Source organism: Alkalihalobacillus deserti, assembly GCF_020734105.1.
GTDB lineage: Bacteria > Bacillota > Bacilli > Bacillales > Bacillaceae_D > Halalkalibacter > Halalkalibacter deserti.
Map to the genome: position 1 here is coordinate 43,375 of NZ_JAJAFR010000024.1, position 11,861 is coordinate 55,235.

Below are 11,861 nucleotides of genomic sequence, written 5' to 3' on the forward strand. Positions count from 1 at the left end.
TGTTATTTACCCATTTAATTAACAATTTCTCTTTAAGAACTGTACCCGTTACCTGAAAAGTTCTTACTCTACACTATCTCTTTCTTGTTCTCTCCACTAACAAAAATCCTTTCGCTTCTTTCATCAACCGTTAATAAAAAGATATCTTTAATGCTCTCATGTCCATGTCTTTCTACTTGAAATTGCAACCATTCAATACTATGGCCTAATTTAACTAAATTTGAATTGTTGATTTTTCCCTCTAATATTAATACTGACGGGTATCCTTTTTCAGGGGGATCTTTCATCAAGTCACTAGGTGTTAGTGAATCATATTTAGACTTCTTTATAACACTAATTTGTCCATTAGGTTCAAGGATAGCGTAATCAATTTCTGTTAAATCGCTTGCTTGATTTAACCGTAAATCCATCATTAGTGATTCTACAGTAATTTTGGCTTTACGTAATTCGTCTACTAATATATGTCCTTTATTGATAATAATAATTGGCTCTGCTTCTACAATACGCCTAACCCTTGCATTCTTTAGGGCCAAGTAGGATAACGTAAGATGTAACCCTGCGATGAAAGAAGCTGCAGCTAATGGTCCACCGAGTGCAATATCACCACTTGATAAAGGTTCACCTACTACGTCCCCTATAATGACTGCGAAGATAAAGTCAATGGGGTGAAATGCAACCATTAAGCGTTGTCCTAGTATTTTAACCACAAAAAAAATATAAACATAAATAATAGTAGCCCTTATGATAAAACCATATATGGGCAAATCCTCTGCACCATGCCAAACCTCCAACAACTTCCCCTTCTTTCTATCTATTGTTATTAACACCATTTCCCTTTTAACTTTTTCTATACCAAACAGTTATAAAGGTTGATTTTTATGAAAGGTGATTTAGTATAAATAAAGAAATCGACCCTAGCTTGTGATAGGATCGATTCTTAAAATTTGAACTTTAGCATATAGTTATGACTTCAGTTTTCACTGAAGTTCTTTTTTTAGTTTTTTGGTTTTTCCTACCTAATCCATTAACGATGATAACACCTAAAAGGGCAATCATTCCCCCTATAAGTGCAAAAGTGGTCGTCCATTCACTTAACCAAAACCACGCAACCAAAATAGCAATGGCTAGCTCAAGATACATCATACTGGCAACAGAACTCGCATTTCCTAATTGCAACGATGTGAACTTATTCTCTGCAAAATACAAACTTTTTCCGTTCTTTCTTGTATTAGTTTAAACAATATCATAGCCATTTGGCTTATATTTACAAATAAATATAAACAGTAAATGATCTTTTTTACTTACCTTTTTGCTTTTTTCTAACAAGAATAAAGTTTGAATTCCCGAACAAAATAAGTGAAGTGTTAGTATCTAACACCAATTCAATGTGGGGGGATATTACACATTGTATCAGTGCCAATGCTGTCCTCTATATACACCATTTCAACGGCTTTATTAAGTTGTCTGTATGATCCCTAACCAGAAAGGCTGTCCCCAATATCTCCAATTGAATAAAAGGATACACAATGCAAACAAATGATTCGCCAATTTTGCCACAAATGACTTTTCCTTACCCTTGAGATGATCAGCCAACCTATATTTACTAGCATAATGAGTGAACGAGAAAGATATTCTTTGAGAAATTCGGAAATACCGTTGCAAGAGCCCCTTCAAATAGGGGAACGAACACTAATGCATAACTGGAATAATACGAGCCTTCTTCTTTTTTCATCAAATTACACCCCCTTATATAGCATAGACACCTTCCTTTTACCCAATGACGAAAAAGCACCACGATAAAACCGCAGTGCTCGTACTTAACAGTAAGTTTTTATTCCGAATTCCAAAAGTCATTTCTCTTATCAAGCTTTCCAACACCGGATAATACCTGGATGACTGTTTTTTTATTTTACTTTCACAGATGAAGCCATTGCTCTTACCAAAGCTTCTGTCTCAGGTGTTACGATGTCATTAGGAAAATAAAATACAATTTCCTTTGTTATATCATCCGAATCAGTAGCTGTAAATACACAAATATGATATTCCACACCATCGGAAGTCATGTAATACTCATACATTTCATCTAATTCTGGATAAATTGATAAATCCATTCATTTACTTTTTCATAGTTTCCATAACTATCGACAACCTTTAAAGCTTTGGAATATGACGCTAACTCAGGTTGCTTGAATTTTTTCGCTTTCAAAGTCACCCAAGCTCCATCGAATTCTCCTTTACCAGATAAATAGTTTCCTTCTTTACGAGAAGTAATTTCAAAGTTCTCTGTCATTTTAATTTCAACGGGGTTTTCAGTATTGTTTATCGGCAGGTGTGACTTCAACTTCTTTTTTCTCACCTTCAACGTTCAAAACCAAAACATTTTCAGGAGTTTCATCTTTAAAATCTTCAACTTCTTGCTCAACTCCATCTATCTTCATTCCATCCATCACCTTTTTTCTGCGAAGGACACCCATACTTATTTCACTTCAAAAACTCATTACCTTCTAGATATAAATTAGCCACTGAATCAAGATACCTTCCTGTATTTACCACCATACACACGAAATATTATTATCGGCCTTTGAAAAGGATATTTATTTTGAATATTTATCTTCGGGGTATAAATCAGTATTAATTTTATTACTAGGTCTAATAAAACAAATTGAATATAGATTTAAGAATCCTGGCATCAAGGTAAATGATTTTGATGGTTTAATTTTAATAGACGAGGCAGATTTACATCTTCATCCTCAATGGCAGGCAAGTTTAATTCAAATTTTAAAAGAAGTAGTACCTAAAGCACAAATAATTCTTAGTACTCATAGTCCACATATGATTCAAGTAGCGGAACCTAATGAACTAATCTCATTAGGATTAAATGAAGAAAATATAGTGTATAAACGCGACTTGCCAAGCAGCAGTTTTGGCTATCAAGGATGGACTGTTGAAGAAATACTAATAGATGTAATGGGGTTACAAGAAACACGGTCCGACACTTATATTAAGGTTATAAGAGAGTTTGAAGAAGCATTAAATAAGGAAGATATTGCCAGCGCAAAGAAAGCATATGAAATACTGGACTTAATGCTACACCCAAGGAATCCTTTAAAGAAAATTTTGGAAATTCAACTAACCACTATTGGTGGTGACACGGATGATTAAACTAAATAGAACACCAAAACCTGTCGAGTTAACTGACCAATTGGTTACGACTTTAGTTAGTGAATTTAAACTTACTGGTTCAAATGTTTGGAATAAAAAATTCATTAAAGAGGCATTGCTAGACCTATCAAAAGAAAAGTGCTGCTACTGTAATGTAATATAAAAGAGGAAAGTAAGTATATGGAGGTAGAGCACTTTCTTCCTAAGAAGCATTATCCTAATCTAGTAGTTGACTGGGATAACCTTTTACCTTCTTGTAAACGATGTAACACTAACAAAGGTGAACACGATCCAAATAATGACTATATAATTAATCCATGTAGAGATGACCCCAAAACACATATTACCATGAGGAATTACAGGTTAAAAGCAAACGATCAAATTGGCCAAAATACCATTGATGTATTATATTTAAATGATACAGAAAGGTTAGTTCAGTGTAGATTTCTAATTGGAAATGAAGCTCAAGATTCTATTGAGAAGATTGCAGACAAATTAAGAGATTATCACCATGGCGTTAATGTGAGTACAAGGCGAAAGAATATGATAGTTAATGGTCTTAAATCTCTACTTAGACAAGGTTTGCCGCAAAAAGATTATTCAGCTACTGTAGCTACTATTATTTTAAACGATGAGAATTTTTGTTACTGTAAAGATATTTTAATAGAATTGGATTTTTGGGATGATGAACTAAGTGACCTTGAAAAGTTATTATCAATTAATTGTTTGAATCTTGTTTAGTTCTAAAACAGAAAGCCACTACAGTGGCTTTCCAATTGATAAAATTTTTTTAATCGTGGTTTGATTGCCTCTTCAGCTATTCCGATCCTTAGCTTAAGTACACTCTTTCACAAAGTCACCCAAAGATGAAGTTCTTTGTTACGCAGTATTTTGTCAAATTTGAAAAGACGATCACTTTGAACATAATCGTCTTTTAGATTGGTATTTTTCAACAGTATTCTTGTACTGCGCTGAAACTGTTTTTTTATTAATTGATCTTCTTCAACAATAGTCCAGATTGTTGAAAATGAAGACTGTTAATTTGCTTACATCTTTAAACTAGTATTACTAGAAAAGGTACTAGCAAGGAGATATTTAAATTTTGACAAGACGAGTTGAGTTTTCGTAATTCTAAACCATCTCTCTACCTCTACTAGCCTAAACTCACTATTTCCATTTGTTCAAGCCCACATTTTTTTAATAAGTTATCTGAGTTCTCTACTAGTTCATCCCAAATTTGATCATTTACTTTTTCTAGATGATTTAGCTCTAGCTCTGCTCGATCAAATAGCCAATATTTCAATGACGGCACGAGATACCGGATAAACATTAACCACTCCGCATAATTAATTGCTAATGGGTTTCCTGCTCGTAAATATACTTTTCCTACATTGGTCGCACAGGCGATGGAATGAGCTGACAATAACATTAAACGATATTTGGGATTGTTGGCTAATTTAAATTTCCAATCATCTTTTTCAACAAATTGGCGAATCATAATATATAATCTCAAAATTATTTCAATAGAGGCTGGTGTCGCACTCATCGTCACGAAATGTCGCAGATCATAACCGTGATAATACATCCATGTAGTAAGTTGACTTACTGTTGCGGTTTTGCCATTAGCCCTTTTGAAACTACCAATGTCTTGTAATTTAAAAATTGAGGCAAAAGGTACTGGTAGTCCTGTTTTTGTAAAAGCATCTGAACATAAGTGAAGAAACTGTTTGATCAATGCTTCTAATGGATTTATACCTGCTCCAACTTTTTCAATGATAATATTTCCATCTTTAAAAGATGTGGATGTTCCTCTTATTAGATCAATGACTCCAAAAACAAACCCTAATACCGGATCGTGTCCAGGTGTATCTATTCGATGAAGAGAACCACCCGTCTGATCATATGGAACCTTTGCTGCTTCCTCTAACCACTTTTGCAACGCTGGAGGTAATTTTAACTCTTGTAACCATTTTGTTAACGGACTACCTTTTTGTCCTTTATAGACCCCTGTATTCATATCTTTTGGAATTGCCACTATAAAAAAGTCAATAAGGGCGCCAATAAAGCCTGCTAATCCAACAAACAAATAATCCCACTTATCCCACTTATATTGATTAGCATAACTCTCTGATTTAATGGTTTCTAAATCTTTTTTACTTAATAACATTTCATAAGGTAAAAATGGATCAATATCCTGTTTAAAGGAATATTGATAGCATTGAGCCACATAATCATTCCAAGTCGTGTAAGCTATTTTTTCTAAACTTGATTTAATCTCTGCACGTTTCGCTTCATAGATAAAATCGATACTTTTTGCTTCCTTCTGGGCAAAATCTATGTCTTCATCAGAAAGTAAGTCTACATCTGCCAATACTTCATCGAGCAATTGCTGTAACGACTCTATTTCCAAAGCTGTATCCTCATTTGTCGAAAAAGATTGTTCAAGTACCTCAACACTTTTTTTCAGACGATTTACTAGATGTTGCTGCACATTTAAAATAACAGAGATATCCTGTAATTCTTCATTCGTTAACATGATTAAACAGCCACTTTCTTCTTGGCATTCTGAATCTGCTTTAACTTCTGAACAACATCTTGAAGTTTTTTGATCGCTTCTTTATTTGCTTCTGCATCTTTTGCTTTTTCCTCTAATACTAAAATTTTCTCAAATAAATAATTGATGGTTTCTTGTAAATTACGAATTACTTGTTCCGCTCTTCTCTCTTTTTCTAGCTGTGCTTTTTTCTTCTTCCTTTTACCACCTACATCAAAGATCTTCGTTAAGGCAATGAATATAACTGAACCTACTAAGATAGCAACCCCAATTCCAGGAATCATCCCAAAACCTAACCCTACTGCTGCCAGACCACTTGTAATTCCTGCTGCACTTAAACCAATGACACTGCCACTAAAGTAAACTGCAGCAATTGGAACCCCAACAGCTCCTAATCCAGCAGCCCCTGACTTCAATGTATCTTTTGCATATTCATCGTCAATCCCTCTTTCAGCAATATCCTTTGCAGTTTGAGCAAACTTCCTCATCTCTTTATCTTGTTCATTCGTAATATGAAACTCGTTTTTTAGTCGAATTAGAACCTCTTGCTGTAGCCCGTTGACTTCATCATTGCAGATTGAAATTTCGATACAATTAAGATAGGCAATGTATTTCATTTCTTCTATGTCAACCTTTATCTTTGCAATGATTTCTTCAACTTCAGGCTCCTCTACTAGGTAATTTTGAACTTTCTGCTTTCCTCTTTCGGAAAAATCTTCTGTATTTATCATTTCAAATATTCTTCTTAATTCATCTTTATCAAGTTCACCATCCACATAAGCTATTTTAAATAACAAACCATATAAACTTACCAATTGCTCTTCTGAAAATTTAATATCTTGTTCTTTTGCCATTTTGATCGCCTCTTCTATACGCAGTATTTATTTTTAAATTAAACTTTTATACTTATTTTACCACCTATTTCTATTAATACTATATACTCAAAAAAAAGCTAAAAATAGTACAATATCATCATAAAATTGAAAAGGAACCGTCCCTTTATTTAGGAATCATTCCCTATTATCGAAAATTGGATTAATACCGCGCAGTAGTTATCTAATGTAATGTATATTACCTATTTTATAGCCTACTCTCCTTTACAATCAGGGCATTTCCATTTCACAATTCGGTCTCTCTCAATATCTGAAATTCCAATTTTTCGAGTAAAGTGTGTAGCATTATAAGAATCTTGATGTTCTTTCGGTATAGATTCTCCTTGCAAATCAGCATTACAAAGCGGACAATTTTCTTTATTGTTCTTCATATCCTTTCAGTTACTTCACTTTTTTTCTACTACGTAATATAACGGTTAATCCACAATCTGGCCCTGTATATGGAAAACTAATGTATTACCATTGTTTATTGATCTCTCAATAGCCTTACATGAAAAACTACTTGGAATGAGAATGAACAAAACAAATTTTGTACTTACAATATCCATCACATTTAGTTCATGATATTCTTATTTTAGTAGTTTACTTTATAAATTAATCTTCACATGGAATGAATAAAAAAAGTTTTAGAATTTTTATCACTTACAATATCCATCCTATTTTGTTCATGCTAATCTGTATTTAGTAATTCACTTTATAACTCAGTTTTAAGCAAAAACTACTGGGATGAATAAAAAGTTTTTTTTCGCTTTTAATATCCAATCCAAAAAATCCGTGCTAATCTAGCATTAACACTTAGTTTAGAAACCTCTATTCATTAGACCTACTAGGTGCATTAATTTAAAGGGGAAATACTTGCAATTATAAAAAATTCTGTAATGACAATTACATAGAAATTGAAGTACTTATAATTAAAAGAATATTTTAAGAGCGGAAGCACCGCCAGATTTTTCCATTAAGATTCTATTCTTAAGGATGTTCTGGGGTGCTTTTTATTTTCCTAATTTTATTTCTTAAGTTTGAGGAGGAAGTTCAATGCAACAACAGTTATCAGCAAATTTAATTATACCAATTCCAGAAGATTATATTCTTATCTCTAGAGTTGAATTACAAGAATTAGAACAGCAGCAACTAACAGGTACCTGGTGGACAATGGAAGACCTTGAGAAGAGAATAAATCGCAAACATGAGTGGATCAAAGAAAATGTTCTTTATCCTTCTAAATTCAGAAAAGTTCTTGATGTAAAAAAGGGAGGATTTGTACGTTACCCAGAATCAAAAGGGCAAAAGTGGTCATTTCAAGCCTCCAAGATGGCAAAGTTTTTAGATGATCATTTTCAACAAATATTCTCTAAATGAGTTTAAGAGCAAATTCATAACTATTAAAAATGCTATTGAAAATTTTACCTTGATTCTTTGAAAGGGTAAAATTTTAAAGAAATAAACCATAGAGGTGATTAGAAAATGGCGAGTTTTTCCGAAAAAGAGGAGAAACGTGGGGATATACAGTTAGTCACACAGTAAACGGCAAAACAAAAGAATATACAAAGAGTGGGTTTAAGACGAAAGCAGAAGTACAATTAGCTCTGAAATTGAATGCAAATTTTACACTCAGAGATGCCTAGAAGTAGTTTCTAATAGCTACCAGGAAACTTATTCAAAAATTGTATTAGCAACCTATTACGTAGAATTCTGTAAAGCTCTCACATTGGGTTAAAAGAGGAGATGAAACAATGGCTAGTATTCAACAAAGAGGAAAGAAATCGTTTCAATACACAGTAAGTCACACAGTAAATGGTGAAACAACGGTATTTAGAAAAGGTGGATTTAAAAACAGAACAGAGGCAAAAGCCGCTGCTACAGAACTTGAGGCAAAATTAAATAAGGGGATAGTACCTCATTTAAAGGATGCTCCAATTGATGAATATTTTGATAACTGGGTACAGTTATACAAAAAAGGTCTATCCGATGTAACACTAAGACATTATAAATACACCTATGAACGAATTAAAGAACATTTTGGTAGTAAACCACTGCAAGATATTACTAAAAATTCTTACCAGGAATTCCTGAATGAATTTGGTGAAAACAAGGCTAAAGAAACCGTCGAAAAGCTTCATGGCCATATACGCGAATGTGTTCAGGAAGCGGTAGAAGAACAAATTATTCCTCGTAATTTCACTCTGAAAACCAATTTATATTACACGGTTCTTGCTAAGGTTGAAAGTGAAAAACACTTAAACTATAACGATAGCAAGTTGGTGTATAAAGAATTACTCAAGAGGCTTCATGAAGATAAAGTGTATTATCTATTATTATTAGGTTTAGAAACAGGTTTACGTTTTGCAGAACTTGTTGGTCTCACTTTTGAAGACTGACTTTGATAACAACAAAATCAATGTTAATAAAACTTGGGGGTATAGCAATAGAAAAAAATTGGGATTTGGTCGTACCAAGAAGAGGTCCAATGGAACATACTGTGACAGAATAATTAGCGTCAACATAAAAACAATGAGTGTGTTTAAAGATTTATTTAAAACACTACCGGACAATAAACATCGTTTGGTCTTCTATAATTCAAAATCTAAGTACAAAGTGATCACAAATGAACGTGCGAATAAGTTATTAAAAGAAGTTTAACTTTACTTAAACATTCTTCCGCTTATTGGTGTGCATGGACTAAGACATACTCACGGTAGTGTACTGATACACAAAGGTACAAGATTACATTATGTGAGTAAGCGTCTAGGTCATAGTGATATTGAGACAACTTATAAAAAGTATATTCATCTTTTAGAAGAATCAGAAGAGGAAGACGAGAAAATTACAAATGAAACGTATGAAAGTTTATACGATTAAGGTGAATGAAGCAAAAAAGATGTGGTCAAAGCTTATCAAGTGATATTAACTTGATAAGCTATTATTGTATTGCCATTGCTAATTCTTAAATAAAATTTATGATTATATTGCTAAAAGGACCTTAAGCTAAACACTTATTACTATTTTGTTTAACTTTTTAATCCTATTAAAAGGTGCATATTTCTTTGTGTAAAAACTTGTGTAAAAAATATTAGCCATGTGTAAAATCTCGTGTAAAAAAAATCGCGTTCTATCTGTTTCTAACTTATTCTCTAAAAAACAAAAAACTCAGAAACATTGATTTATCAACACTTCTGAGTTTATAATCTGTTTTAAATTTAACCTAATTCTATGTATGGTACCGGTGGCCGGGGTCGAACCGGCACTCCAGAAGGAACACGATTTTGAGTCGTGCGCGTCTGCCAATTCCGCCACACCGGCAAATAATGGCGCGCCCTGAGAGATTCGAACTCCCGACCTTTTGATTCGTAGTCAAACACTCTATCCAGCTGAGCTAAGGGCGCAAAAGTTGTATTAATTTAATTAAAAGAGTGCCGAGGGCCGGACTTGAACCGGCACGATAGTCACCTACCGCAGGATTTTAAGTCCTGTGTGTCTGCCAATTCCACCACCCCGGCACGGCAGAAATATATGGAGGCGGCACCCGGATTCGAACCGGGGGATAAGGGTTTTGCAGACCCGTGCCTTACCACTTGGCTATGCCGCCAAACAAAAAATGGAGCGGAAGACGAGATTCGAACTCGCGACCCCCACCTTGGCAAGGTGGTGTTCTACCACTGAACTACTTCCGCGTTGGCTGGGCTAGCAGGATTCGAACCTACGCATGACGGAATCAAAATCCGTTGCCTTACCGCTTGGCGATAGCCCAACGCAAAAAATATAATGTTTATGGGGCGACTGATGGGAATTGAACCCACGAGTGCCGGAATCACAATCCGGTGCGTTAACCACTTCGCCACAATCGCCAACATATTAATGAATTTGGCAGGGGTAGTAGGAATTGAACCCACACCGAAGGTTTTGGAGACCTTTGTTCTACCTTTAAACTATACCCCTAAAATAAATGGTGGAGGGGGACGGATTCGAACCGCCGAACCCGGAGGGAGCGGATTTACAGTCCGCCGCGTTTAGCCACTTCGCTACCCCTCCACGAAAACACAATACCTATATTACAAAATATGTTCGTAAAAGTCAATATGTGAACAGTATTTTTTAGGTCAAGTCACGAGAGTGCCGGCCAGAGGACTTGAACCCCCAACCTACTGATTACAAGTCAGTTGCTCTACCAATTGAGCTAGGCCGGCATAGTAAATGGTGGCTCAGGACGGAATCGAACCGCCGACACATGGATTTTCAGTCCATTGCTCTACCGACTGAGCTACTGAGCCAACTTTTAAAATTAAATGGCGGTCCGGACGGGACTCGAACCCGCGACCTCCTGCGTGACAGGCAGGCATTCTAACCAACTGAACTACCGGACCATTAATGGTAATTGCGGGGGGTGGATTTGAACCACCGACCTTCGGGTTATGAGCCCGACGAGCTACCAGACTGCTCCACCCCGCGTCGTTATAAAGTATTCGGATGATGTTATTCCAATGAAGAGAGATCTTCCTCTTCTCGTATTTCATAGAAGTTAATGCGTCGATGTTACTCGAAGATCATTCAACGATGTTATGCTCGTTGCTCCACCCCGCGTCGTTACATTAAGATAAATATGGTGGAGGATGACGGGATCGAACCGCCGACCCCCTGCTTGTAAGGCAGGTGCTCTCCCAGCTGAGCTAATCCTCCATATAATTGGTGACCCGTACGGGAATCGAACCCGTGATACCGCCGTGAAAGGGCGGTGTCTTAACCGCTTGACCAACGGGCCATTATCAAAAAACTACCTGGCGGAGAGCGAGGGATTCGAACCCTCGAGACGGTTTTACGCCGCCTACACGATTTCCAATCGTGCTCCTTCGGCCAGCTCGGACAGCTCTCCATATTGGCTCCACAGGTAGGACTCGAACCTACGACCGATCGGTTAACAGCCGATAGCTCTACCACTGAGCTACTGTGGAATAATAATGCCTGGCAACGTCCTACTCTCACAGGGGGAAGCCCCCAACTACCATCGGCGCAAAAGAGCTTAACGACCGTGTTCGGCATGGGAACGGGTGTGACCTCTTCGCTATCGCCACCAGACTATAAGGTATTTTTAATAAAATACCATTGAAAGAATTAAGGTTCTCTCAAAACTAGATAATGCAAAATAGAAATATTTTCATATTTATTCAAAATATGACGTCAAGAAATATATTGGATAAGTCCTCGACCGATTAGTATCTGTCAGCTCCACGTGTCGCCACGCTTCCACACCAGACCTA

General features: G+C 35.8%; 13 protein-coding genes, 17 tRNA genes, 1 rRNA gene and 1 pseudogene. 7 read left to right on the plus strand and 25 right to left on the minus strand.

Annotated features, from left to right (window positions below; genetic code table 11):
• Nucleotides 1-68: 68 nt before the first annotated feature.
• The 5 genes from LDX58_RS22690 to LDX58_RS26190 form a co-directional block, all read right to left on the minus strand.
• Nucleotides 69-794 carry a YetF domain-containing protein gene (locus LDX58_RS22690; RefSeq protein WP_227939694.1) on the minus strand — a complete coding sequence of 242 codons (726 nt, stop codon included), beginning with the start codon at nucleotides 792-794 and terminating at the stop codon, nucleotides 69-71.
• Nucleotides 795-951: 157 nt separating this feature from the next.
• A complete protein-coding gene (locus LDX58_RS22695; protein ID WP_227939696.1) occupies nucleotides 952-1,206 on the minus strand; it encodes an EamA family transporter in 255 nt (84 codons plus the stop codon).
• Between the two features lie 698 nt (nucleotides 1,207-1,904).
• Nucleotides 1,905-2,111 (minus strand): hypothetical protein, encoded by a 207-nt coding sequence (locus LDX58_RS22700; protein ID WP_227939698.1) that lies wholly within the window; start codon nucleotides 2,109-2,111, stop codon nucleotides 1,905-1,907.
• A complete protein-coding gene (locus tag LDX58_RS22705) occupies nucleotides 2,084-2,341 on the minus strand; it encodes a hypothetical protein (RefSeq protein ID WP_227939700.1) in 258 nt (85 codons plus the stop codon). The genes LDX58_RS22700 and LDX58_RS22705 overlap by 28 nt, the downstream gene beginning before the upstream one ends.
• The gene (locus LDX58_RS26190) at nucleotides 2,310-2,438 is read right to left on the minus strand and encodes a hypothetical protein (protein WP_265416812.1); all 129 of its coding nucleotides are present in this window, start codon (nucleotides 2,436-2,438) and stop codon (nucleotides 2,310-2,312) included. Before LDX58_RS26190 ends, LDX58_RS22705 begins: the two co-directional genes overlap by 32 nt.
• A 154-nt stretch (nucleotides 2,439-2,592) precedes the next feature.
• Between LDX58_RS26190 and LDX58_RS27060 the strand changes: the two genes are divergently transcribed.
• Genes LDX58_RS27060 through LDX58_RS22720 form a run of 3 tightly spaced genes read left to right on the plus strand, consistent with a single transcriptional unit; the run spans nucleotide 2,593 to nucleotide 3,903 of the window.
• Nucleotides 2,593-3,162: an AAA family ATPase gene (locus LDX58_RS27060; protein ID WP_227939721.1), complete on the plus strand. Its 570-nt coding sequence runs from the start codon at nucleotides 2,593-2,595 to the stop codon at nucleotides 3,160-3,162.
• Nucleotides 3,155-3,325, plus strand: a complete 171-nt coding sequence (locus LDX58_RS22715; RefSeq protein ID WP_227939702.1) for a hypothetical protein — start codon at nucleotides 3,155-3,157, stop codon at nucleotides 3,323-3,325. Before LDX58_RS27060 ends, LDX58_RS22715 begins: the two co-directional genes overlap by 8 nt.
• 17 nt (nucleotides 3,326-3,342) lie before the next feature.
• On the plus strand, nucleotides 3,343-3,903 hold the full coding sequence (locus LDX58_RS22720) for an HNH endonuclease (RefSeq protein ID WP_227939704.1): 561 nt from the start codon (nucleotides 3,343-3,345) through the stop codon (nucleotides 3,901-3,903).
• 412 nt (nucleotides 3,904-4,315) lie between these two features.
• Here LDX58_RS22720 and LDX58_RS22725 read toward each other — a convergent pair whose 3' ends face one another.
• Together LDX58_RS22725 and LDX58_RS22730 are read right to left on the minus strand one after the other, a co-directional pair.
• Complete coding sequence (locus LDX58_RS22725) at nucleotides 4,316-5,698, minus strand: hypothetical protein (RefSeq protein ID WP_227939706.1); 1,383 nt, start codon at nucleotides 5,696-5,698, stop codon at nucleotides 4,316-4,318.
• Between the two features lie 2 nt (nucleotides 5,699-5,700).
• Complete coding sequence (locus LDX58_RS22730) at nucleotides 5,701-6,570, minus strand: tellurite resistance TerB family protein (RefSeq protein WP_227939708.1); 870 nt, start codon at nucleotides 6,568-6,570, stop codon at nucleotides 5,701-5,703.
• 1,074 nt (nucleotides 6,571-7,644) lie between these two features.
• Between LDX58_RS22730 and LDX58_RS22735 the strand changes: the two genes are divergently transcribed.
• The 4 genes and pseudogenes from LDX58_RS22735 (at nucleotide 7,645) to LDX58_RS22750 (ending at nucleotide 9,468) form a co-directional block, all read left to right on the plus strand.
• Entirely contained in the window at nucleotides 7,645-7,968 is a 324-nt protein-coding gene (locus LDX58_RS22735; protein WP_227939709.1) for a DUF771 domain-containing protein, read from the plus strand.
• A 128-nt stretch (nucleotides 7,969-8,096) separates the two neighbouring features.
• Nucleotides 8,097-8,234 (plus strand): annotated as a pseudogene (locus LDX58_RS22740) (Arm DNA-binding domain-containing protein); the annotation flags it as partial.
• A gap of 108 nt (nucleotides 8,235-8,342) precedes the next feature.
• Nucleotides 8,343-8,987 (plus strand): tyrosine-type recombinase/integrase, encoded by a 645-nt coding sequence (locus tag LDX58_RS22745; RefSeq protein ID WP_227939711.1) that lies wholly within the window; start codon nucleotides 8,343-8,345, stop codon nucleotides 8,985-8,987.
• 292 nt (nucleotides 8,988-9,279) lie between these two features.
• Nucleotides 9,280-9,468, plus strand: a complete 189-nt coding sequence (locus tag LDX58_RS22750; RefSeq protein ID WP_227939713.1) for a tyrosine-type recombinase/integrase — start codon at nucleotides 9,280-9,282, stop codon at nucleotides 9,466-9,468.
• Nucleotides 9,469-9,824: 356 nt separating this feature from the next.
• Here the strand turns inward: LDX58_RS22750 and LDX58_RS22755 are convergent.
• From LDX58_RS22755 to rrf, 18 genes are all read right to left on the minus strand, one after another.
• Nucleotides 9,825-9,909 (minus strand) — tRNA-Leu (locus LDX58_RS22755).
• Nucleotides 9,910-9,915: 6 nt separating this feature from the next.
• Nucleotides 9,916-9,992: transfer RNA gene (locus LDX58_RS22760), tRNA-Arg, on the minus strand.
• A gap of 28 nt (nucleotides 9,993-10,020) precedes the next feature.
• A tRNA-Leu gene (locus LDX58_RS22765) sits at nucleotides 10,021-10,106 on the minus strand.
• A gap of 14 nt (nucleotides 10,107-10,120) precedes the next feature.
• Nucleotides 10,121-10,195 (minus strand) — tRNA-Cys (locus tag LDX58_RS22770).
• A 10-nt stretch (nucleotides 10,196-10,205) separates the two neighbouring features.
• Nucleotides 10,206-10,280, minus strand: a tRNA-Gly gene (locus LDX58_RS22775).
• 2 nt (nucleotides 10,281-10,282) lie between these two features.
• Nucleotides 10,283-10,357, minus strand: a tRNA-Gln gene (locus tag LDX58_RS22780).
• A gap of 21 nt (nucleotides 10,358-10,378) precedes the next feature.
• Nucleotides 10,379-10,454, minus strand: a tRNA-His gene (locus tag LDX58_RS22785).
• Nucleotides 10,455-10,471: 17 nt separating this feature from the next.
• A tRNA-Trp gene (locus LDX58_RS22790) sits at nucleotides 10,472-10,545 on the minus strand.
• Nucleotides 10,546-10,553: 8 nt separating this feature from the next.
• Nucleotides 10,554-10,638 (minus strand) — tRNA-Tyr (locus LDX58_RS22795).
• Nucleotides 10,639-10,720: 82 nt separating this feature from the next.
• Nucleotides 10,721-10,793: transfer RNA gene (locus LDX58_RS22800), tRNA-Thr, on the minus strand.
• An 8-nt stretch (nucleotides 10,794-10,801) separates the two neighbouring features.
• A tRNA-Phe gene (locus LDX58_RS22805) sits at nucleotides 10,802-10,877 on the minus strand.
• Between the two features lie 16 nt (nucleotides 10,878-10,893).
• Nucleotides 10,894-10,970: transfer RNA gene (locus LDX58_RS22810), tRNA-Asp, on the minus strand.
• 11 nt (nucleotides 10,971-10,981) lie between these two features.
• A tRNA-Met gene (locus LDX58_RS22815) sits at nucleotides 10,982-11,055 on the minus strand.
• 152 nt (nucleotides 11,056-11,207) lie between these two features.
• Nucleotides 11,208-11,283 (minus strand) — tRNA-Val (locus LDX58_RS22820).
• Between the two features lie 7 nt (nucleotides 11,284-11,290).
• A tRNA-Glu gene (locus tag LDX58_RS22825) sits at nucleotides 11,291-11,365 on the minus strand.
• 17 nt (nucleotides 11,366-11,382) lie between these two features.
• A tRNA-Ser gene (locus LDX58_RS22830) sits at nucleotides 11,383-11,476 on the minus strand.
• Between the two features lie 4 nt (nucleotides 11,477-11,480).
• Nucleotides 11,481-11,555, minus strand: a tRNA-Asn gene (locus LDX58_RS22835).
• 8 nt (nucleotides 11,556-11,563) lie between these two features.
• Nucleotides 11,564-11,679: ribosomal RNA gene (gene rrf / locus LDX58_RS22840) — 5S ribosomal RNA — on the minus strand.
• Nucleotides 11,680-11,861 lie beyond the last annotated feature (182 nt).